Annotated in this window: 18 protein-coding genes; 17 read left to right on the top strand and 1 reads right to left on the bottom strand. The window is 31.3% G+C overall.

Going from position 1 to position 20,205, the window contains the following annotated elements; translation table 11 throughout:
- Position 1 precedes the first annotated feature (1 nt).
- The 4 genes from C1I91_RS25415 (at position 2) to C1I91_RS25400 (ending at position 3,998) form a co-directional block, all read left to right on the top strand.
- Entirely contained in the window at positions 2 to 1,147 is a 1,146-nt protein-coding gene (locus C1I91_RS25415; protein WP_128215422.1) for a glycosyltransferase, read from the top strand.
- Between the two features lie 12 nt (positions 1,148 to 1,159).
- Positions 1,160 to 1,747 carry an acyltransferase gene (locus C1I91_RS29275; protein ID WP_128215421.1) on the top strand — a complete coding sequence of 196 codons (588 nt, stop codon included), beginning with the start codon at positions 1,160 to 1,162 and terminating at the stop codon, positions 1,745 to 1,747.
- 101 nt (positions 1,748 to 1,848) lie between these two features.
- A complete protein-coding gene (locus C1I91_RS29495; RefSeq protein WP_275051637.1) occupies positions 1,849 to 2,550 on the top strand; it encodes a DapH/DapD/GlmU-related protein in 702 nt (233 codons plus the stop codon).
- Positions 2,547 to 3,998 carry a flippase gene (locus tag C1I91_RS25400; protein WP_128215420.1) on the top strand — a complete coding sequence of 484 codons (1,452 nt, stop codon included), beginning with the start codon at positions 2,547 to 2,549 and terminating at the stop codon, positions 3,996 to 3,998. The genes C1I91_RS29495 and C1I91_RS25400 overlap by 4 nt, the downstream gene beginning before the upstream one ends.
- A 151-nt stretch (positions 3,999 to 4,149) precedes the next feature.
- Here the strand turns inward: C1I91_RS25400 and C1I91_RS25395 are convergent, their stop codons facing one another.
- Complete coding sequence (locus tag C1I91_RS25395; RefSeq protein ID WP_128215419.1) at positions 4,150 to 4,815, bottom strand: acyltransferase; 666 nt, start codon at positions 4,813 to 4,815, stop codon at positions 4,150 to 4,152.
- 384 nt (positions 4,816 to 5,199) lie between these two features.
- Here C1I91_RS25395 and C1I91_RS25390 point away from each other — a divergent pair, with 384 nt between their 5' ends.
- The 13 genes from C1I91_RS25390 to rfbD all read left to right on the top strand — a co-directional run bounded on the left by C1I91_RS25390 (position 5,200) and on the right by rfbD (position 20,061).
- Positions 5,200 to 5,463 (top strand): hypothetical protein, encoded by a 264-nt coding sequence (locus C1I91_RS25390; protein ID WP_128215418.1) that lies wholly within the window; start codon positions 5,200 to 5,202, stop codon positions 5,461 to 5,463.
- Between the two features lie 475 nt (positions 5,464 to 5,938).
- Positions 5,939 to 6,607 (top strand): sugar transferase, encoded by a 669-nt coding sequence (locus C1I91_RS25385; RefSeq protein WP_128215417.1) that lies wholly within the window; start codon positions 5,939 to 5,941, stop codon positions 6,605 to 6,607.
- 36 nt (positions 6,608 to 6,643) lie between these two features.
- The gene (locus C1I91_RS25380; RefSeq protein WP_128215416.1) at positions 6,644 to 7,564 is read left to right on the top strand and encodes a glycosyltransferase family 2 protein; all 921 of its coding nucleotides are present in this window, start codon (positions 6,644 to 6,646) and stop codon (positions 7,562 to 7,564) included.
- Between the two features lies 1 nt (position 7,565).
- On the top strand, positions 7,566 to 8,450 hold the full coding sequence (rfbA, locus tag C1I91_RS25375; protein ID WP_128215415.1) for a glucose-1-phosphate thymidylyltransferase RfbA: 885 nt from the start codon (positions 7,566 to 7,568) through the stop codon (positions 8,448 to 8,450).
- Between the two features lie 29 nt (positions 8,451 to 8,479).
- The gene (rfbC, locus tag C1I91_RS25370) at positions 8,480 to 9,052 is read left to right on the top strand and encodes a dTDP-4-dehydrorhamnose 3,5-epimerase (RefSeq protein WP_128215414.1); all 573 of its coding nucleotides are present in this window, start codon (positions 8,480 to 8,482) and stop codon (positions 9,050 to 9,052) included.
- A gap of 4 nt (positions 9,053 to 9,056) precedes the next feature.
- Complete coding sequence (gene rfbB / locus C1I91_RS25365; RefSeq protein WP_128215413.1) at positions 9,057 to 10,106, top strand: dTDP-glucose 4,6-dehydratase; 1,050 nt, start codon at positions 9,057 to 9,059, stop codon at positions 10,104 to 10,106.
- A gap of 155 nt (positions 10,107 to 10,261) precedes the next feature.
- Positions 10,262 to 11,263: a glycosyltransferase family 2 protein gene (locus C1I91_RS25360; RefSeq protein ID WP_164880660.1), complete on the top strand. Its 1,002-nt coding sequence runs from the start codon at positions 10,262 to 10,264 to the stop codon at positions 11,261 to 11,263.
- A 46-nt stretch (positions 11,264 to 11,309) separates the two neighbouring features.
- Positions 11,310 to 12,191, top strand: coding sequence for a glycosyltransferase family 2 protein (locus C1I91_RS25355; protein WP_128215411.1), 882 nt, complete (start codon positions 11,310 to 11,312; stop codon positions 12,189 to 12,191).
- 11 nt (positions 12,192 to 12,202) lie between these two features.
- Entirely contained in the window at positions 12,203 to 13,396 is a 1,194-nt protein-coding gene (locus tag C1I91_RS25350; RefSeq protein ID WP_128215410.1) for an O-antigen polymerase, read from the top strand.
- Positions 13,386 to 14,807: an oligosaccharide flippase family protein gene (locus C1I91_RS25345; RefSeq protein WP_128215409.1), complete on the top strand. Its 1,422-nt coding sequence runs from the start codon at positions 13,386 to 13,388 to the stop codon at positions 14,805 to 14,807. Before C1I91_RS25350 ends, C1I91_RS25345 begins: the two co-directional genes overlap by 11 nt.
- On the top strand, positions 14,807 to 16,972 hold the full coding sequence (locus C1I91_RS25340) for an Ig-like domain-containing protein (protein WP_128215408.1): 2,166 nt from the start codon (positions 14,807 to 14,809) through the stop codon (positions 16,970 to 16,972). The genes C1I91_RS25345 and C1I91_RS25340 overlap by 1 nt, the downstream gene beginning before the upstream one ends.
- A gap of 10 nt (positions 16,973 to 16,982) precedes the next feature.
- Positions 16,983 to 19,049: an N-acetylmuramoyl-L-alanine amidase gene (locus C1I91_RS25335; RefSeq protein WP_128215407.1), complete on the top strand. Its 2,067-nt coding sequence runs from the start codon at positions 16,983 to 16,985 to the stop codon at positions 19,047 to 19,049.
- A gap of 127 nt (positions 19,050 to 19,176) precedes the next feature.
- Complete coding sequence (rfbD, locus tag C1I91_RS25330; protein WP_128215406.1) at positions 19,177 to 20,061, top strand: dTDP-4-dehydrorhamnose reductase; 885 nt, start codon at positions 19,177 to 19,179, stop codon at positions 20,059 to 20,061.
- Positions 20,062 to 20,205 lie beyond the last annotated feature (144 nt).

Below are 20,205 nucleotides of genomic sequence, written 5' to 3'. Positions count from 1 at the left end.
TATGGCTAATAATATATTGATATTAAATTCCTATTTTTTACCTGGTTTTAAAGGTGGTGGACCGGTGAAATCTATAAACAATATAGTTAAGAATCTATATAAGGAATTTAATTTCTATATACTGACCAGTGACAGGGATCTTAATGATGAACAAAGGTATGCAGGTATAGAGATAAATAAGTGGATTGATAAAGACGTATATAAGATATGTTATATAGATGTAAAACATATAAGTTTTAGTGAATATAAAAATATAATGAACTCAGTAGATTTTTCCTATATATATATGAATGGTTTTTTTTCACCTACGTTCACCATTAAGCCTATGATACTTAGAAAACTTGGATTTACAAAGTGTAAGAATGTAATAGTATGTCCAAGAGGAGACTTTTCGCCTGGACATTTAAAAATAAAGGCTCTAAAGAAGTATGGATATATCCTTTTTGCTAAGCTTACTAGCTTATATAACGGAGTAATATGGCATTCTACTAGCGAATTAGAAACAAAGCACATATTGAACCTTTATAAGAATGCTAAGATAAGAGTAGCTTCTAATCTGCCACATGAAAAGCCTTTATCCGATAAATTAATAGAAAAAGAGAAGAAAAAGGATGAATTGAAATTAGTGTTTATTTCAAGACTAGTACCGAAAAAGAATTTGGCCTTTGCCTTGCAGTGCTTACAGTATATTAATACAGGTAAGATAGACTTTCATATATACGGGCCAAAAGAAAGTTTAGAATACTGGAAGCAATGTGAAGAGCTTATAAAATCTATTAAAGGTAATATAAAGGTTAGTTATAAAGGTGAATTGAACCAATCTGAGGTTGTAGATACTTTAGCTTTATATCATGGTTTTCTTTTTCCAACCTTAGGAGAAAACTATGGGCATGTGATTGTTGAAGCTATGCTGGCTGGTTGTGTTCCAATAATAAGTGACGAAACCCCTTGGAGAGAACTTAGGGATAAGGAAGTTGGATGGGATATCAGCTTAAGCCATAGAGAAGAGTTTATTGAAGCTATAGTTACTTTGCTAAGCATGGATAAAAAGGAGTTTAATAAATATAGCAATAATGCCTATAGATATATATTGAGCAAGAGCAACTACAAGGAAATATTAGAGCAAACTAAAAATCTATTCAAATAAGAGGCTTAACTTATGTTTAATCTTTGGATGAAGGTTTTGAGAAAAACTATAAATATAAAGGATAGCGTATTAAATAAATTAACAATAAAGCAGCATGGAATATTATTGGGAAGAAATGTTAAGATACATGGTAAGTTGTTTGTACAGGGCTTAGGAACCATAGTAATAAAGGATAATGTTACTATAAGAAGTAAATACTCAGCTAATCCTATAGGAGGTCAGACCTTTACATCTCTTTTTGTAAAAGATAAGGCAAAATTGATCATCGAAAAGGGTGTGGGTATCTCCAATACCGCAATATGCGCATTTAACTATGTACATATAGGTGAGAACTGTTTTATAGGTGGAGATTGTAGGATTTTTGATACGGATTTCCACTCTATTGACTACGAAAAAAGGATAAGCGGCTTTGAAGATATAAAAACAGCACCTGTGATTATTGGGAAGGGATGTTTTATAGGAGCTGGGACTATTATATTAAAAGGTGTTAGCATAGGAGATTATAGTGTTATAGGCGCAGGCTCAGTGGTGACAAAAAATGTTCCTTGCAAGGAAGTCTGGGCAGGTAATCCAGCAAGATTTCTGAAAAGAATCATGTGATTTTAATTGCGGGCTCATATAGCATCTCCTGTGTAATCACTTAGATTTAACATTGTTGTTAATCCCTAAAACTAAAAACTAACTTGGAGTTGCTAATTGATATGAAGAGAATGATTAGAATGTTGATTAATAGTATCTATACCATTTACTTTAAACTCAGTATAAAAAAAATTCATTGCACCATTGGTGCTAGAGTGAAAATAGATAGAAGAACTAGGTTTGAAGGACGGTCCATAGTATATAAGAATTCTAATATAACCAATTCTGTTATTGGGCTAGGAAGTTATGTAGGGTGGAATTGCAATTTGGCTAACTGTAATATAGGAAGGTTTTCCTCAATAGCTCCTTTTGTTGAGGTCATTTATGGAACTCATCCAACAAATGAATTTGTATCTACTCATCCTGCTTTTTTCTCTACACAAAAGCAAGCGGGTTTTACTTTTACAGCTGCTGATATATATATAGAACATAAATTTGTTGATATTGATAATAAAGTAAGTGTTGTAATAGGCAGTGATGTATGGGTAGGTTATGGTGCAAGGTTACTTGAAGGAGTAACAATTGGTGATGGTGCAGTAGTAGCAGCTGGAGCTGTTGTAACAAAGGATGTAGAACCTTACTCGGTGTGTGGAGGTGTTCCTGCAAAGCACTTAAAGTACAGGTATAACATGGATCAAGTGGAATTCTTAAAATCCTTCAGGTGGTGGGATAAAGATTTTCAGTGGATAAAAGCTAACTCAGATTACTTCAAGAATATAGAACGCTTTTATAAAAAATTTAGAGATGATAGAGGTTTTTCATGAGTAAAAGTTTAGTAAAAAACTTTATGTACAACTTAGTCTTTCAGATGGTAACACTATTTATACCATTAATAACCGTACCTTATACCTCAAGAATATTAGGAAAACAAGGAATAGGTATATATAGCTATACTCTTTCTATAGTCCAGTACTTTATAATTATAGGAACTGTAGGAATTTCTTTGTATGGGAACAGAAGCATTGCATATGTGAGAGATGATAAAGAAAAGATGTCTAGAGTATTTTGGTCCATAACTTTATTCAAATTTATTACTACGGCTATTGCTTTGATAGTATACATAATTATGTTTTGTATAAAAACTGAAAATAGTTTAATATATCTTATTCAGTCAACAAACATAGTTGCTGCTGCGCTAGATATATCATGGCTTTATATGGGGCTAGAAGATTTTAAAAAGACTGTGACAAGAAACTTATTAATAAAATTAATTGGAGTAGTCTGCATATTTTTGTTTATAAAAAGCTATGATGACTTATATGAATATATAGCTATAAATGGGCTTATGCTTGTTTTCGGCAATTTGATTATGTGGGCGTATGTACCTAATACTGTAAGTTTTATTGCGGTAACTTATACAGATATGAAACAGCATTTTATACCTGCAATGAAGCTTTTTATACCACAAATATCTGTACAAATATACGCAGTACTTGACAGAACCATGCTTGGGATACTATCAAATACTGGAGAGGTTGGTTTGTATGAGCAGTCTCAAAAGATAATCCGCTTAGTGCTTGGTATAGTGACTTCGCTAGGAGTTGTTATGCTTCCTAGAATGAGTAACACTTTCTCGAAAGGGGACAATAACAAATTGAAGGAATACCTAAATAAAAGTCTAAAGGCCATTGCTTATATTTCAATTCCTATGGCTACTGGCTTAGCAGCTATTTCTAAAGAACTTGTACCATGGTTTTTTGGAAAGGATTTTTATGAAGTGTCCTATTTGCTTATACTTTCTTCTGCTAGCTTAGTATTTATAGCTATAGGAAACGTGCTCGGAATGCATTATCTTTTGCCGTCTAACAGAACAAGAGAATTTACTATAGCTGTAACCGTTGGAGCTATATCAAATGTAATTATCAATCTACTATTAATAGGAAAGTATAAGGCTCAAGGAGCATGCATAGCAACTTTAATATCTGAATTTTTAGTGGCCTACATACAATATCTTTTTATAAAGCAAAGCATAGACGGTTCTATGATTATTAATATTGTTAAGTATATTGTAGCAGCATTTCTTATGTTTGTTACCGTAAGATTGATAGGCTATTCTCTTGGAGCAGCAGTCTTTACAACCTTTATACAAAGCATAATAGGTGCGGCTGTATATGTTCTAATTCTAGTTTTATTGAAGGAAGAAATCAATCATTTATTAACTAGTATAATAGGAAGCTATAGATATAAACTTAAAAGATTGCTTAGGAAATAAATCAGTAATATAAAGCCATATAATAAAGTATATTGTAATAAAGTTTTACTAAATCATATAATACTACAATTTACAAATCTATAAGGCTGTTGCTTTAATGAATTCTAAAATATACTATGCACAGGCTATTTAATGAAACAGCCTAGAAATTTTATCTTGTCCAGTAAACATCAGTTTTTACAACCTTACAAGGATTTCCACTGAGTATTGAGTTATTTTCTATATACTTACTTCTTGTGACGCTGTTAGCTGAAACTATGCATCCATCTCCAATTACAGTACCTTTCAAGATGGTACATCTGCAGCCTATCCAAACCTTATTACCAATATATATTTCTTTATCTTCATTTATTATGCTGTTGTCTTCTAGCTGTTTAATATAATGAAAGTCAGTGTCCATGATTAAGTTATCCCAAGAAAATAAACAATCATCTCCGATGGTTATTTTTTTTGCACATATTATAGAAGTTTCTGCATTGATATTAAAGTTTTTTCCTATGGTTAATTCACCTAAGACGAAAATTTTTGATCCATGGCCTAAGGTACACTTTCCGTTAAATATTACTTTCCCTTCTATATCGATTATAGTTCTTCGTCGTTTAAAATCGAAGATACCTACTTCCCCAAAGCCTATTTGTATCATCTTACTACGTATATTGCTGGTTATAGCAATAGAACCTTTAAGACTTTTCAGATATACTCTATGAGAGATTAAAACTGGAAGTTTAACTGCGTCTTTAAAATTGAAATACTTAAAATTGAAGTATAAGGTTTTTGGAAATCCTAAAATGATGGACATGTATCTATCTAATCTCATATAAAATAATCATCTCCTCAGAAAATAGTACGTAATATTTTTCTCCTAAGAAGGATTATTTATTCTGTATTCTAAATGGAAGTGTTGAAATATTAAGTTTACACAAAAATATTAGAAGAGTTATATCGCCATAGAAAATAGGTCAATTATTAAGAATGTATTTACATATTCTTACAAACTTATTAAGAAAGCAATTAGCTTATTGACTATAGAAGGTGTATAAAATACTATATTAATATACAAAATATTCCAAGTAGGTAAAGTTGTTAACACAAATGGCTAATAGCATTGTAAACTCAGCATTATAAAACTTAACTTGTACATCTATGTATTATCAATTGGTTATAAATAACTAAGTAACTAGATAAATAAAGGGGGATGAGCATGAATAAGTATGAATACTTTCAAATACTTTTATATGAAAGAGAGCTTTTAGACAGTGAAAGAGCAATAAAGAAACTTTTGAAGAATAACATAATGCTCAGTATAGATAACCATAGGCTTAGCTCTGAAAATCAAAGGATAAAAGAAAAGTTAGAGCTTATGGAGTTAAAAGAGAAAGGTTTTATTACCATGAGGAGCAGTGTTACTAAGCTAGAAGTGGCGTATAAAGATACCTGGTATAGGAATGGTGGATATAGGAATTGATTGAAGGTTAGCTTTGTTATAAATTATCTGTAGTTTACGAAACTACAGATAATTTATTTTGATACAAGTTAAATAATCGTGAACTTATTAAAAAAAATGTATATAATTCTCAAACCAGGTGAATTTGTGGATGATTTGGTTTATAATTAAATAATATAAAAAGATATGGTTGTAAACTGGGTAAAACCAACTTATAGACTATAATACAAATTTTAGAAAATATAAAAAATGTTTTGATGAGTTGTTTAATTTGATTAAAAAAATAATATATCGTTATGTATAAAAATGTGAAAAACCGTGATAATTGTTGATGGAATGTTTGGTTTTTATGTTAATTACAATTTATTATTGTTATTAAATAGTGTAAAATATTATCTGGGTTTATTAAACGACGGCGTTTTATTATTATGGACATAAATTCTCATTGCATATATAATGTTTATGTGTAAAAAAGTAACCAAGATGGGGGATCAATATGCAGATGATAGATAATACAAAAGTAGTATCTGATGAAGAGATTAGTTTGAAAAAGGAAAATTTAATGTATATATGTATAAAAAGACTCTTTGATTTTTTAAGTGCTTTCATTGGACTTATATTGCTTTCACCTGTTTTTGTCATTCTTATTCTCTTAGTAAAATTAGATTCTAAGGGGCCTGCAATGTTTGGTCATAAGAGACTTGGCAAAAATGGTAAGACTATAAAGGTTTACAAGTTTAGGACTATGGTTGCAAACGCTGATGAAGTTTTTGCTAATTTTACAGAAGAGCAGAAGAAAGAGTTTGCTATAAACTTTAAGCTTGATAATGATCCTAGAATAACTAGGATAGGTAATTTTTTAAGAAAGACAAGCCTGGATGAGTTGCCTCAACTTTTAAATATATTACTAGGAGATATGAGTGTTGTGGGACCTAGACCTATAGTTGAGAAGGAAGTAGAAAAGTACGGCAAGTTTGCTCCAAAGTTTTTCTCTGTTACACCTGGACTTACTGGGTACTGGCAGGCTCATGGTAGAAGTGATACTACTTATGAGGAAAGAATAGCTATGGACATGTATTATATAGATAACAGGTCTTTAATCTTAGATATGAAGATAATCGCTAAAACCTTTGTATCGGTTATAAAAAAAGAGGGCGCAATATAGATAAAGCAACTTACTATAAAATAAGGGGTAATGAAAATGAAAGTAGACATAATATGTCCTTTATATAATGCTAGTAATTATATAAATTCATTACATAGCAGTTTAATGTCTCAGACAGTGGATTTTGATGTAAGTATTAGATATGTACTTACAGAATCAACTGATAATACGTTGGAGATTTTAAAAGGACTTAATTTAGAATATGTACTTATAAAAAAAGAAGAATTTTCACACAGTAGAACAAGAGAAATTATGGCTATGGATTCCGAAAGTGATATCATAGTATTTATATCTCAAGATGTTATGATGAAAAATGATAAGTGGTTAAGTAATTTAGTAAATCCTATAATCAATGGAGTTTGTGAGGCTGCTTTTAGTAGACAGATATGTGAAAATAACTCTATAGAGAAATACATAAGAGAGAAAAATTACCCTGAACAATCAAGGATTGTATCAAAAGAAGATATCGATAAGTTAGGTCTTATGACCTTTTTTTATTCAGATGCTTCTTCAGCTGTAAAAACCTCAGTATACAAAGAATTAAATGGATACGACGGAAAGCATCTAATAATAAATGAAGATATGTATTTTGCTCATAAAATAATAGAAAATGGATTTAGGATAAAGTATTGTGCAGATTCAGAGGTCTATCACTCACATACATTTACATTAAGAGAATTGTTTAACAGGTATTTTGATACTGGAGTGTTTTTTAAGATAAACTCTATATTCCTAACCTACAAGGGTAATCAAAGTGGAATGGCTTTGTTTAAACATGTGTTATTAAGAGCTGTAAGAGAAATGAATTTTAAAGTTTTATTAATTTTAATACCTAATTTTGCTACTAGATATATAGGAAATATTTTAGGTCAGAAATATGAAAAGTTATCGTCGAAAAAAAGAATTAAATATTCTTTAGATAAAAAATATTGGACAAAGTTTGAGGAGGATATATAAGATGAAGGGAATAATACTAGCTGGTGGGTCAGGTACTAGACTTTATCCAGTAACAAAGGCAATGTCAAAGCAGATGGTTCCTATATATGATAAGCCTATGATATACTATCCAATGTCTGTGTTAATGCTTGCTGGAATAAGAGAGATATTAATAATATCAACACCAAGAGACATAGTTAACTTTAAGGAGTTATTCAGAGATGGCTCAGAATTAGGTCTTAAGATTGAATATGCTGTTCAGGAAGCTCCAAATGGACTTGCTGAAGCCTTTATAATAGGAGAAGAGTTTATTGGAGATGATAATGTTGCTATGATATTAGGCGATAACATCTTCTATGGACAAAGATTTAGTGATAATTTAAAGAGAGCAGCAGCTTTAGAAAAGGGTGCTATGGTATTTGGATACTATGTTCAAAACCCTAAGGCTTTTGGCGTTGTTGAGTTCGATAGTGAAGATAGGGTTATATCTTTAGAAGAAAAGCCAGAAAAACCAAAGTCAAAGTATGCGGTTCCAGGACTTTATTTTTATGATAACTCAGTAGTGGAAAAAGCTAAAAATCTAAAGCCTTCTGATAGAGGAGAGCTAGAGATAACTGACTTAAATAAAGTATATATGCAGGAAGGTACTCTAAAGGTAGAACTTTTAGGAAGAGGCCTTGCATGGCTAGATACAGGAACACATGGCTCTATGCTACAAGCATCTAATTTTGTAGAAGCGGTACAAAATACACAAGGTACTTACATTGCATGTCTAGAAGAAATAGCTTTTAGAAAAGGTTGGATTAGTGCTGACCAGGTTAGAGAGCTTGCAAAACCTCTTATGAAGACTGGATACGGTCAATATCTTGTTGATGTTGTTGAAGAAATTGAGAAGAAAAACAGATAAAATAATATTTATTAAGAAGGTGAGTTTGTATGGGACAGTTTAAGTTTATAGAAACTAAGATTAAGGACTTATACATAATACAACCTAATGTTGTTGGAGATAACAGGGGTTATTTTATGGAAAGTTATAATAAGAAGGATTTTTTTGAAGCAGGTCTAAAGATGGACTTTGTTCAAGACAATGAATCTAAATCAAAAAAAGGTGTTTTAAGAGGTCTTCACTTCCAAACAAAGCATACTCAAGGAAAGCTTGTTAGAGTTACTAAAGGACAGGTTTATGATGTAGCTGTAGATCTTAGAAAAGGATCACCAACCTTTGGAATGTGGGAGGGTGTACTTCTTACTGAAGAAAATAAAAGACAATTTTATGTGCCAGAAGGTTTTGCTCATGGTTTCTTAGTAGTATCAGATGAAGCTGTATTTAATTACAAGTGTACTGATTACTATGCACCTGAATATGATAGTGGACTTTTATGGAACGACCCTGATGTAGCAGTTCAGTGGCCTCTAGAAGGAATAGAAGAGTTGCTTTTATCAGAAAAGGATAAAAAGCAAAAGACATTGAAGGAATTAGATGTACCATTTGAATATAAAGGAGAGTAATTATATGAAAACTTATTTAGTAACTGGTGGAGCAGGATTTATAGGCTCAAATTTTGTACTTTACATGTTGAAAAAATACAATGATGTTAAGATTATAAACTTAGATAAGCTTACTTATGCAGGAAATCTTGAGAATTTAAAAGATGTACAGGAAAATCCTAACCATATATTTGTTCAAGGAGATATATGTGATAAAGAGCTTGTAACAGGACTTTTTGAAAAGTATGATATAGACTATGTTGTTAACTTTGCAGCAGAGTCACATGTAGATAGAAGTATAAAAGAACCTGAGATATTTGCAAATACAAATGTTTTAGGAACAGTAAACTTACTAAATTGTGCTAAGAATGCATGGGAAAGAGAAAATGGATGGAAAGAAGGAGTAAGATATCATCAAGTTTCAACAGATGAAGTTTACGGTTCTCTTGGAGAAACAGGTTACTTCATGGAAACAACTCCACTTGATCCTCACAGTCCATATTCATCAAGTAAAGCTGGAGCTGATTTCATGGTTAAGGCTTACTTTGATACTTATAACATGCCAGTGACTATAACTAGATGTTCTAATAACTATGGACCATATCATTTCCCAGAAAAGCTAATACCATTACTTATAAATAACTGCTTAAATCATAAAGATCTTCCTGTTTATGGTGATGGCCTTAATATAAGAGATTGGCTTTATGTAGAAGATCATTGTAAGGCTATCGACATGGTTGTAAGAGACGGCAGAGTTGGAGAAGTTTACAATGTTGGTGGTCATAATGAAAGAACTAATATTCAAATAGTAAAGACTGTAGTTGCATATGTTCATGACAATGTAGATGCATCAGTAACAGAAGAGTTAATTAAGTATGTTGAAGACAGAAAAGGTCATGACAGAAGATACGGTATAGCTCCTGACAAGATAAAAGAAGAATTAGGTTGGTACCCAGAAACTACTTTTGAAGTAGGTATAGTTAAGACTATTCAATGGTATTTAGATAATAGACAATGGATGGAACACGTTACTTCTGGAGAATATCAAAATTACTATGATAAGATGTACAATTAAATTATTAGAGGGGTTAATTAGTTATTATCATCTAAAATCCACCAGCGATTTATAGGATAGTAGAAATTAGCACCAAAATAAACCTCTTTGTATTTTTAAGGCTTTAAAAAGCTTAATACAAAGAGGTTAGTTTATTATAATAAAGGATGAAGCTTATGGATAAATTGGTTAGCTTGGTAATAATAAATTTTAATAATAAAGATTATATTGAAAGATGTATGAATTCTATACTTAATCAAACCTATAAAAATCTAGAAATTATTTTTATAGATAATAACTCTAAAGATGGATCTTTTGAACTGTTTAATCAATTGTATGATGCGGAAAACATAGTGAAAATACACAATAGTGATAATAAAGGTTATTCAGGGGGAGCAAATCAAGGAATAGAAGTTTCAAAAGGTGAATATATAATGCTTTTAAATCCAGATATAATTTTAGAAGAAGATTTCATCTACAAATTATATTGCTATGCTGAAAAAGATGTTAAGATCGGGGCTCTATCTGGAAAGTTGTTGAAATATGATTTTAAAAACGATAAGAAATTAAATTATATTGATAGTGCTGGTATTGAGTTCTACAGTAATAGAAAGTTTAAGGATAGAGGTCAAAATGAAGAGGATAGAGGGCAGTATGACTCTATAGAAAGAATCTTCGGCGTATGTGGTGCAGCACCTTTCTATAGAAGAAGTTCTCTAGAAGATATAAAGGTGAAAAACGAGTATTTCGATGAAGACTTTTTTGCATATAAAGAAGATATAGATGTTTCTTGGAGATTGAACTTAGCAGGATTTAAGTGCATGTATTATCCAGAAGCTGTAGCCTTTCATGGAAGAGGTCTTGGAGGATCTAAAGGTGGAGTTTTGAACTTTATTAAACATAGAAAGAGCCAATCAGAGTTTCTAAGGGGGATTTCTCATAGAAACCATATACTTCTTTTAGAAAAGAATGAATTTGAAAAGATGCCTCCAATGGAGGTTTTAAAAAAGACATGTAGAAGCTTTGCTCTGATAATATATTCGTTGATGTATGAGAGATTCGTATTTAAATACACCATGGAAGCTAAAAGACTAATTCCTAAGATCAGAGAAAAGAGAAAGATATTTATGGACAATCATCCAAGTATTGAGGATATTAATCATCTAATAAAAAAATAGTTATTAAAGTAAATATGTTTATTGTGAGAATAGATTGGAGAGTATTATGATAAATATCGATTCAATATGCGCAGTTGTAGTTTCATATAATGCAGGACAAGGTATAATTGATGGCATAGCGGCAATAAGAAATCAAGTGAAGAAAACTTTAATTGTAGATAATGGATCTAATCCGGAAAATTTAAAAATATTAGAAAGTTTTAAAGCTGAGGAAGATATTGAGATTATCTATAATAATGAAAATGTTGGGATTGCTAAGGCATTTAATATAGGAATTGAGTATGCACGAAAAAATGACTTTAAGTTTATAATTACACTGGATCAAGATAGTATTTGTACAAAAGATTTAGTTTTTAATATGATTGCAACCTATGAAGGACTAAATGATAAGGATAAAGAGAAAATTAAAGTTTTAGTTCCTAATCATATAGAAAAGGAAGCTTATTATGCTAACCAAGTTTCTGTAAATGCAGAATATGAATATGTGCTAACTGAAATTAGTTCAGGAAGTCTTATTGATATGAGTGTGTTTGATAAGATAGGGGATTTCGATGAAAGATTATTTATAGATCTAGTAGATCATGATTTTTGCTTAAGGGTAAAGCTTAATGATTATGCCATATTGAAAGTCAATAATGCTATATTACTTCATAGTCTTGGGGATACCAAAGTTTATAAGCTTTTTGGTAAGAATATAACGTCTAGTAATCACTCAGCCTTAAGAAGATATTATATGACTAGAAATAGGTTTTATATATGGAAAAAATATAAGCAAAGCTTCCCAGAATGGGTTAAACATGATAAAAATTTGTTTTTTCAAGAGATTGCCAGGCTTACACTATTTGAGAAAAATAAGTTGAAAAAGTTATGCATGATTGTAGAAGGCTTTAGTGATTATAAAAAAGGAAGATTTTATAAAAAAGATTAGGGGGTAAATATATGACGAATCCTTTCTTAGTATATGTTATAAGCTTTTTGTCTGTTTTACTTGTTTATTTGCTTGGATGGTCCAACCTTTATCCTAGTTTAACAATATGGACAGTTTTGTTTTTTGTTCTATCTTTTGCTATTTCAGCATTTTTGGGTATAAGAAGCCATAAAAAAGGTGAGCTAAGGTATGAATCTATAGAATATAACAAAAAGATTAAATATATATCTGTGCTTGTTTTCTTAGGTTATATTGCAGAATTTATATATGCGGGAGGGGCGCCGCTATTAAACTCAAAAATAAATTATTTGGAGTTTTCGGGTATACCTACTTTTCACATATTTCTATTTAGCTTCACAATTTTCTATGGAGTATATTTATTTCATTTATTCCTATCTACTAAAAACAAAATTGTATTAGTTTTCTATTTATTAAATTATGTTCCTGCATTACTAATTGTATCTAGGGGATTGATAATAAATATATTTTTGGGAAGCTTATTTGTATTTTTAAGTATGATAGGTATGAGGCGATTACTAAATAAAAAGATAATAATTTCATTGGCAGTTATAGGTATTGCCTTTCTATATCTATTTGGGCTTTTTGGAAACTATAGAGTAAGTCTATCAGATCATACTTACGATAAATTTAGCAGCAAATATATACTGGACATAGGAGAGGCATCTGAAAGCTTTAGAAATAATAAGATTATTCCTAAGCCGTTTTTTTGGTCATATATATATATTTCTTCGCCTTTAGCTAATTTGCAACTAAATATCGATGATAATAACACTGAAATTAATTCAACTAATATTAAAAACTTTGTAACTAGAGAAGTTTTACCTGATATAGTAGCGAGAAGATTGGTAAAAGAAGAACCTTTTCAGATAAGTGATCATGTAAAGTTAATAAAGAAAGAATTGATTGTTGGAACTCTATACATGGGTGGTTTTTATTATCTAGGTTGGATTGGTGTAATACTTCAATTTATATATCTTATGGCAGTAATATTTATCTATATGAAGTTAGTTGGAAAAAACAATAAACTAAGAATAGTAGCGATAAGTATGATGTGCAATATGGTTGTTCTAAGTACTTTTTCAAATATGATTGTATTTGCAGGAATGAGTATGCAGCTTGTATTCCCAATTCTTTATAGAATAATACTATATATATATAATAAGAGGATTGGTTATGAAAAATAAAAATATCAAAGATTTTGCATATACTTTAGGTGCAAATTCTATCAATGTTTTAGGTGGAGTAATAACTGCATTGGTTATTCCAAAAATACTGAACATAAATGAATATGCATATTTTAGAATTTTTACACTCTACGTTACCTATGTAGGTATATTCCAATTTGGATTTAATGATGGAGTTCTTGTAAACTATGGTAGTTATGAATATGATGACATTCCGAAAAGGAAATTTAAAACATATTTTAACTTTCTTTTATTATTTCAACTTATAACAGCAGTAATTATTTTTGTTGCTTCGTTTATAATGATAAAAGAGCCGATAAAGAGAGATTTATTCTACTTGTTAGCCTTTAATGGATTGATATTGAATCTATCAACCTTCTTCTCATTTATAAGTCAATTTACTAGGAAGTTTAAGTTGTATTCATATAGTATGATAGCATCAAAGCTACTGTATATTGTAGGGTGTATTGTATTATTTATACTAAAAATAGATATACATATGGCATTTGTAATGCTTACTACTGGTGCAAATCTATTTACATTGATCATATTCTTATACTATAACAAAGATATTTTGCAAGCTAAGAGCCAAAGGATTATGGATTTGAAGGATGATATAAAGGAAAACTTTTCTTCAGGATTCTTAATGATGATCGGTAATCTTATTACCTTGATTATACTTGGGTTAGACAGAATATTTATAGAAAAGTATTTCACTTTAAGAGATTTTGCGATGTATTCATTTGCATATTCCATAATAACATTATTTTATTTATTAATTAATTCATTTTCTACAGTGGTATTTCCTTATATAGCAAGACTTGAGGGGGATAAATTAGGAAAAGCATACTCAACAATTAAGAAGGGCTTAAATATAGTTTTATCCTTATCTTTTTTAGCTTTTTTCTTTATAAAATTTATAATACAGGTTTACTTGCCTAAATATATGGATTCACTACCCCTAGTCCTAGTGCTAACCCCTACGGTTTTATTTAGTGGGCAAATAACTATATTAGCTCTAAACTATTATAAAGCTTTGAAGTTAAATAAAGAATATACCAAGAACAATATCTTTGCATTTGTATTGGCAATAATCTGTAACTTTTTAGCTTGTGTAATTATAAAAACACCAGTGGGAATAGCTTGGGCCACTTTATTAGCTTTTTTAATTTGGAATATATATTCTGATGTTTTTTTTGTTAAAAGGATGCATATAAGTTTGTTTAAGGAAACTATAACTGGTATAATTTTAAGTGTAGGATTTGTACTTTGTGCTTATATAGATAAGTGGTATCTTGGATTCTTATCTTACCTAATCATATATTCTGTAATAGTTGTGTTGTTTTTCTTTAATGATCTTAAGAATATAGGTAGAATTAAAGAAGTTTTAAAAAAAGGGGGAGATAATTAATGAATTTTTTTAAGAATAGGATGATTAGAAAAGTACTGTCCTTTACTGTATGTATTTATGTTTTTTTCATGTATTCTACGCCAGCGTACGCATTGAATTCTACTCAATCTGGTCAAAAACAAGCTACCTCAAGTACTAAGCCGATGCTGATGTGCATAGATTCGCCTACAAGTAATAGCCAGCTTTCACCTTATACTTTAGTAACTGGATGGGCTTTAAATCCGGCTGCTTTGAGAGAGGTAAGAGTATATGTAGATGGCAACTTTAATGGCAATGCATATATTGGCAACTATAGACCTGATGTAAATAGTGCTTATCCAGGATATCCATCTGGAGATAGAAGTGGATACAGTCTAACTCTAGATACAGCAAAGTTATCTAATGGCAATCATACGATAACAGTTGAACAGATAGGATTGGATAACTCTCAAAAATCTACTAGTGTAACTGTTCAAAAAACTCAAAAGGATCCTATTACCTACATAGACTATCCTACACAGAACATAAATCTATCAAAAAACATATTAGTTACAGGATGGGCATTAAATGGCTCAGGAATGAGGTCTGTAGGAGTTTATTTAGATGATATATTTAAAGGATATGCAACTCTAGGAGATATGAGGCCTGATGTAGCGGCTGCTTATCCAGGGTATCCTAATGGAGATAGAAGTGGATATAAGTATACTGTGGATACTTCAAATCTTTCACCTGGAAGTCATACAATAAAGGTTGTAGGTAACGGAGCTGACGGAACTTCTAAAGCAACTACTGTTGGTTTTAACTATTACATTAGAAGTGCTATGTATCAGATAGACGAGCCAAGTAACGGAAGCAATATAACAAGGGATTTTGCTATAAGAGGCTGGGCTTTAAGTCCGTCAGGCGTTAAGTCAGTGGAGCTTAGTATTGATGGTAATTATGTTGGACAAGGAACCATAGGTCTAATGAGACCAGATGTTAATAAAGTTTACCCTGATTATGATAATTCAATGAGAAGTGGATATCAGTGCTCGGTGGGATTTGATACCATTAAACCAGGAAATCATTTAATACAAATTAGATTTAACAATAATGATCAAAGTAGTGAAACTAGACAATTCAATATAAATATAGTTAAACCAGAGCCTAAAGCCAATATTGATTCTCCAGCTCCTAATAGTACCATATTATCTGATCAAGTTCTGATAGGTGGATGGGGAGTAAATGCTGCTGGTGTAGCTCAAGTTAAAGTATATATTGATGGAGTCTACGTTGGAGATGCAGCAATAGGATATAGAAGAGACGATGTTGGTAGTGCTTATAGTAACTACAAAGAAAGTTCAAATAGTGGATTTAATTATGTTTTGTCTACAAATGGAATGTCTGTTGGCAAGCATGATATAAAGATCTCTATATGTGGTAAGGATGGTTCTGTTTTAGATAAGTTTACTTCATTCTACCTAAAAGGAATAGTTACTTATAAGCAATACGATAATACATTTGATTATTATGTAAATCAACAAATTCAGAAAGGTGGCAATACTTATTGGGATAATACTCCTGCTACCAATGAAGATGTTAGATACTATATGGATGTAAATAATTTCTTAAATAATGATACCTATAGATATATGTTCCTGAAGTTAAATTATGCTGAAGGAATATCAGTAGATAATTTAAACAATGCAGTAAAAGGACAAGGAATTTTGGATGGAAAAGGTCAAGCTTTTCTTGATGGAGGTAAGAGATACAATATAAATCCAATATACTTAGTATCACATTCATTACATGAAACTAATAATGGATTATCTAGGTTAGCAAATGGTATTTTAGTTACTTCAGTTGATGGACAAACTGTTGAACCAAGGATTGTATATAATATGTACGGAATTGGTGCTAAAAACAGTGATCCTGAAAGATTAGGATCAGAATATGCATATAAGCAAGGGTGGTTCACAGTTGATAGTGCAATAATTGGTGGAGCTAGCTTTATATCAACTGATTATATAACAAGTCTAAGATATCAGCAAAATACATTATATAAAATGAAGTGGAACTATCAGGATGTATATCACGAATACGCAACTGATGTTAACTGGGCTAGGGCACAAACTACAAACATAAAGAAGCTTATTGATAAGATGTCTAATCCGACATTGTATTTTGAGGTACCAGTATATAAATAGGAGAATTCTAATGAGAAGATTAAATAAAGTACTTTCTATAATTTGTGTTTTTTTGTTTATATCTAATCTATTTTCAGCTACAAAGGTATATGCAGAAACAGCACAGGAAGCGATGACTGTAATTGATGATCCGGTTGAAAATTTCTCTACATTTGATGGCTCTATGCTAGTTAGAGGTTGGGCAATTAGTAAGTCAGGATTGAAGGAAGCTAAAGTATACATTGATGATAATTTAGCAGGCTATGCAAGCTTGGGACTGGCTAGACCTGATGTTGGAAAAGCCTACCCTAATTATGTAAATTCGAATATATCTGGTTATGCATATACTGTAGATCTATCCAAATATCAAGAAGGAAAACATAAAGTTTCTGTACAAGCTGTTTCCGCTGATGGTTCTATAAAGATAGCGTCTAAGAACATTGAAAAAAAGGTTAGGAAGCCTCTTGCTAATCTAGATAGTCCTGTAGGTAATTCACATATATCAAAGCAATCCCTACTGGTTAGAGGTTGGGCGCTTAATCCTTCAGGACTTAGGTATGTAGGTGTATACTTAAATAATGCATTTAAGGGATATGCTACTATAGGAGAGAGCAGAACTGATATTGACGCAGCATACCCAGGATATCCAGCTGGTAAAAATAGTGGAATTAATTATATAATTGAAAATAAATATTTAAATGAAGGACAAAATGTTGTTAGAATTGAAGCTGTTGGAACAGATGGTAGCAAAGTTAGCGATGAGAGAGTCTTCTATGTGTATAGAGGAGAGGCTAGAATAGCTATAGACGAGCCTTCGGATAATTCTACTATCAGCGACGACTTTTTAGTTAGAGGATGGGCTTTAAATGCCTCAGGAATAACAAAAGTAAATGTGTATGTTGATAATGCAAATGTAGGCACAGCAACGCTAGGACAATCTAGAGATGACGTAAAGAGAGCTTATCCTAACTACCCTGATGCAGACAAGAGTGGATATATTCTTACTTTAAGACAGAGTGGGATAAGTCCTGGAGTAAGGGAAGTAAAGGTAGAAGCAATTGGAAGCGATGGTACTAGCTCTACTGCAATTAGAAAAGTAAATATAATTAAACCTCAACCAGAAATAAATATAGACACAGTAAGAGATGGTCAGGACTTGAATAGAGGTCAAGTTAATTTAGGTGGTTGGGCTGTTAACTACTCAGGTGTAAAATCTGCAAAAATTTATTTGGATAACAACTACTTAGGTGATGCTAACATAGGGTTCTCTAGACCAGATGTAAAAGCTGCCTACCCTAAATATTATCAAGCAGAGAGTAGTGGCTTTAACTACACTCTAAATATGCAGGATAAATCAAGTGGAATCCATAATCTGAAGGTAGTTGCTATAGGAAACGATGGAACAGTAAAGGAAAAGAGTTTAAATGTATATAATGGTAAAAGATTAATAGTTGTAGACCCAGGTCATAACTATGGTGGAGATAATGGTGCAGAGCGTACTATAGATGGAGTTAAATACTCGGAGACAGAACTAAATATGCAGGTTGCAGTAAAGCTTCAAGCAACGCTTACATCCATGGGTTATACAGTGGTTATGACTAGACAGCCTTGGCAAAGACCTACTGATACACTTAGCTCAAGTTTACAAGCTAGAACTAAGCTGGCAAATGATCTAAAAGCTGATCTTTTTGTAAGCATACATCATGATGTTAGTGATAATAACACAACAACTAATGGAGTGAGTACCCATTATAGCAGTTATAGACCTAGTCTTGACAATGACGGTATTGTTTCGGGGAATGATCCAGGTGGATGGAGCTATGATGATTTGAAAATTGATACAACTCCAACGGTTCAGGCTCAGTTAAGCAGACAGTTAGCAAGTAATGTTGTCAATGCACTTGGAAACAGTTTAGGTTATAACAATTTAAGGGCACATGATCATGGATTATATGTAACTAGAAATATAAATACCCCATCTATATTGATAGAATGTGGATTTATAAGTAATCCAAATGAAGCAAAAAGATGTGCAAACCAAGATGAGCAGCAAAAGAAGGCTGATGTTATAGCTGGTGAGATAAGAAAGCTGTTTTAATAATTAAAGCTCTATGGAAAGAATATTCCATAGAGTCTTTTAATTATTTAGGAAATTATATATATGTTAGGAATAACTAATATTTTTTGATATAATTAAAAATGAGATTTATTTTGGAGGTATAATTATGAAAATTTTAATAACAGGAGCAAAAGGCCAATTAGGAACTCAAATAATTAACATAATAAAGAGTGGGAAATCAGAACTAGGTAATGTACCAGCTGAAATTGTTGCATCAGAAATAATAGGTATAGATGTTCAGGAGCTTGATATAACAAACCTTGAGGCTACAAGAGATTATATCGGAGCGGTTAAACCTGATGTAGTTGTTAATTGCGCTGCTTATACTAATGTAGATGCTTGTGAAACCAATGAAGATATAGCGTTTAAAGTTAATGCTATAGGACCAAGAAATCTTGCTATTGTTTGCGAAGAGTTAGGTGCTAAACTTATACATATTTCTACTGATTACGTATTTAGTGGAGTTGGAAGTAAAGCATTAAAAGAATATGATCTAACTGGACCTGTAAGTGTTTATGGTAAAACAAAGCTTGCAGGAGAAGAATTTGTAAAGCAGTTTTCAAGTAAATACTTTATAGTAAGAACTGCATGGCTTTATGGTTATAATGGCAATAATTTTGTGTATACAATGATGAAGTTAGGAAAAGAAAAGGAATTTATAGATGTGGTGAATGACCAAAGAGGAAATCCTACAAATGCAGAGGATTTGGCGCATCATATCTTAAAGCTTGTTGGAACAGAAGAATATGGAACTTATCATTGTACTGGAAGTGGCGAATGCACTTGGTATGATTTTGCTAAGAAAATAATTGAGTTATCAGGTATAGATTGTGAGATTAGACCATGTACATCTGAACAATTCGTAAGACCGGCTAAAAGACCAGAATTTTCTTCTTTAGATAACATGATGCTAAGATGTACTGTTGGTGATGAAATGAGAGATTGGGAAGTTGCTATTAAAGAGTTTATTGATAATATACAAAAGAAATAAGTAATGGATTATTCTGTATTAGGATTCAATGAAAGTTTTTATTTACTTTCAAATTAACTACAATTATAATTTTCATGTATTGTTAAATTTAATAAAGATAAAGAAACTACGCTAAGTCGTAGTTTTTTCTTTTAAATAGATTGG

Origin of the sequence: Clostridium manihotivorum, from assembly GCF_004015185.1 — a bacterium.
Classification (GTDB): domain Bacteria; phylum Bacillota; class Clostridia; order Clostridiales; family Clostridiaceae; genus Clostridium_AR; species Clostridium_AR manihotivorum.
The sequence above is the reverse complement of the archived record's forward strand: the minus strand, read 5'-3'. Positions and strand labels throughout refer to the sequence as shown.

Bases quoted from the DNA above. Each gene is read 5' to 3' on its own strand.
- C1I91_RS29495 (WP_275051637.1), top strand. From the start codon at position 1,849: ATGAAGAGAATGATTAGAATGTTGATTAATAGTATCTATACCATTTAC.
- C1I91_RS25355 (WP_128215411.1), top strand. From the start codon at position 11,310: ATGATAAATATCGATTCAATATGCGCAGTTGTAGTTTCATATAATGCA.
- C1I91_RS29275 (WP_128215421.1), top strand. From the start codon at position 1,160: ATGTTTAATCTTTGGATGAAGGTTTTGAGAAAAACTATAAATATAAAG.
- rfbA (WP_128215415.1), top strand. From the start codon at position 7,566: ATGAAGGGAATAATACTAGCTGGTGGGTCAGGTACTAGACTTTATCCA.
- rfbB (WP_128215413.1), top strand. From the start codon at position 9,057: ATGAAAACTTATTTAGTAACTGGTGGAGCAGGATTTATAGGCTCAAAT.
- C1I91_RS25335 (WP_128215407.1), top strand. From the start codon at position 16,983: ATGAGAAGATTAAATAAAGTACTTTCTATAATTTGTGTTTTTTTGTTT.
- C1I91_RS25385 (WP_128215417.1), top strand. From the start codon at position 5,939: ATGCAGATGATAGATAATACAAAAGTAGTATCTGATGAAGAGATTAGT.
- C1I91_RS25380 (WP_128215416.1), top strand. From the start codon at position 6,644: ATGAAAGTAGACATAATATGTCCTTTATATAATGCTAGTAATTATATA.
- C1I91_RS25350 (WP_128215410.1), top strand. From the start codon at position 12,203: ATGACGAATCCTTTCTTAGTATATGTTATAAGCTTTTTGTCTGTTTTA.
- C1I91_RS25340 (WP_128215408.1), top strand. From the start codon at position 14,807: ATGAATTTTTTTAAGAATAGGATGATTAGAAAAGTACTGTCCTTTACT.
- rfbD (WP_128215406.1), top strand. From the start codon at position 19,177: ATGAAAATTTTAATAACAGGAGCAAAAGGCCAATTAGGAACTCAAATA.
- C1I91_RS25345 (WP_128215409.1), top strand. From the start codon at position 13,386: ATGAAAAATAAAAATATCAAAGATTTTGCATATACTTTAGGTGCAAAT.
- C1I91_RS25390 (WP_128215418.1), top strand. From the start codon at position 5,200: ATGAATAAGTATGAATACTTTCAAATACTTTTATATGAAAGAGAGCTT.
- C1I91_RS25360 (WP_164880660.1), top strand. From the start codon at position 10,262: ATGGATAAATTGGTTAGCTTGGTAATAATAAATTTTAATAATAAAGAT.
- C1I91_RS25415 (WP_128215422.1), top strand. From the start codon at position 2: ATGGCTAATAATATATTGATATTAAATTCCTATTTTTTACCTGGTTTT.
- C1I91_RS25400 (WP_128215420.1), top strand. From the start codon at position 2,547: ATGAGTAAAAGTTTAGTAAAAAACTTTATGTACAACTTAGTCTTTCAG.
- C1I91_RS25395 (WP_128215419.1), bottom strand. From the start codon at position 4,815: ATGAGATTAGATAGATACATGTCCATCATTTTAGGATTTCCAAAAACC.
- rfbC (WP_128215414.1), top strand. From the start codon at position 8,480: ATGGGACAGTTTAAGTTTATAGAAACTAAGATTAAGGACTTATACATA.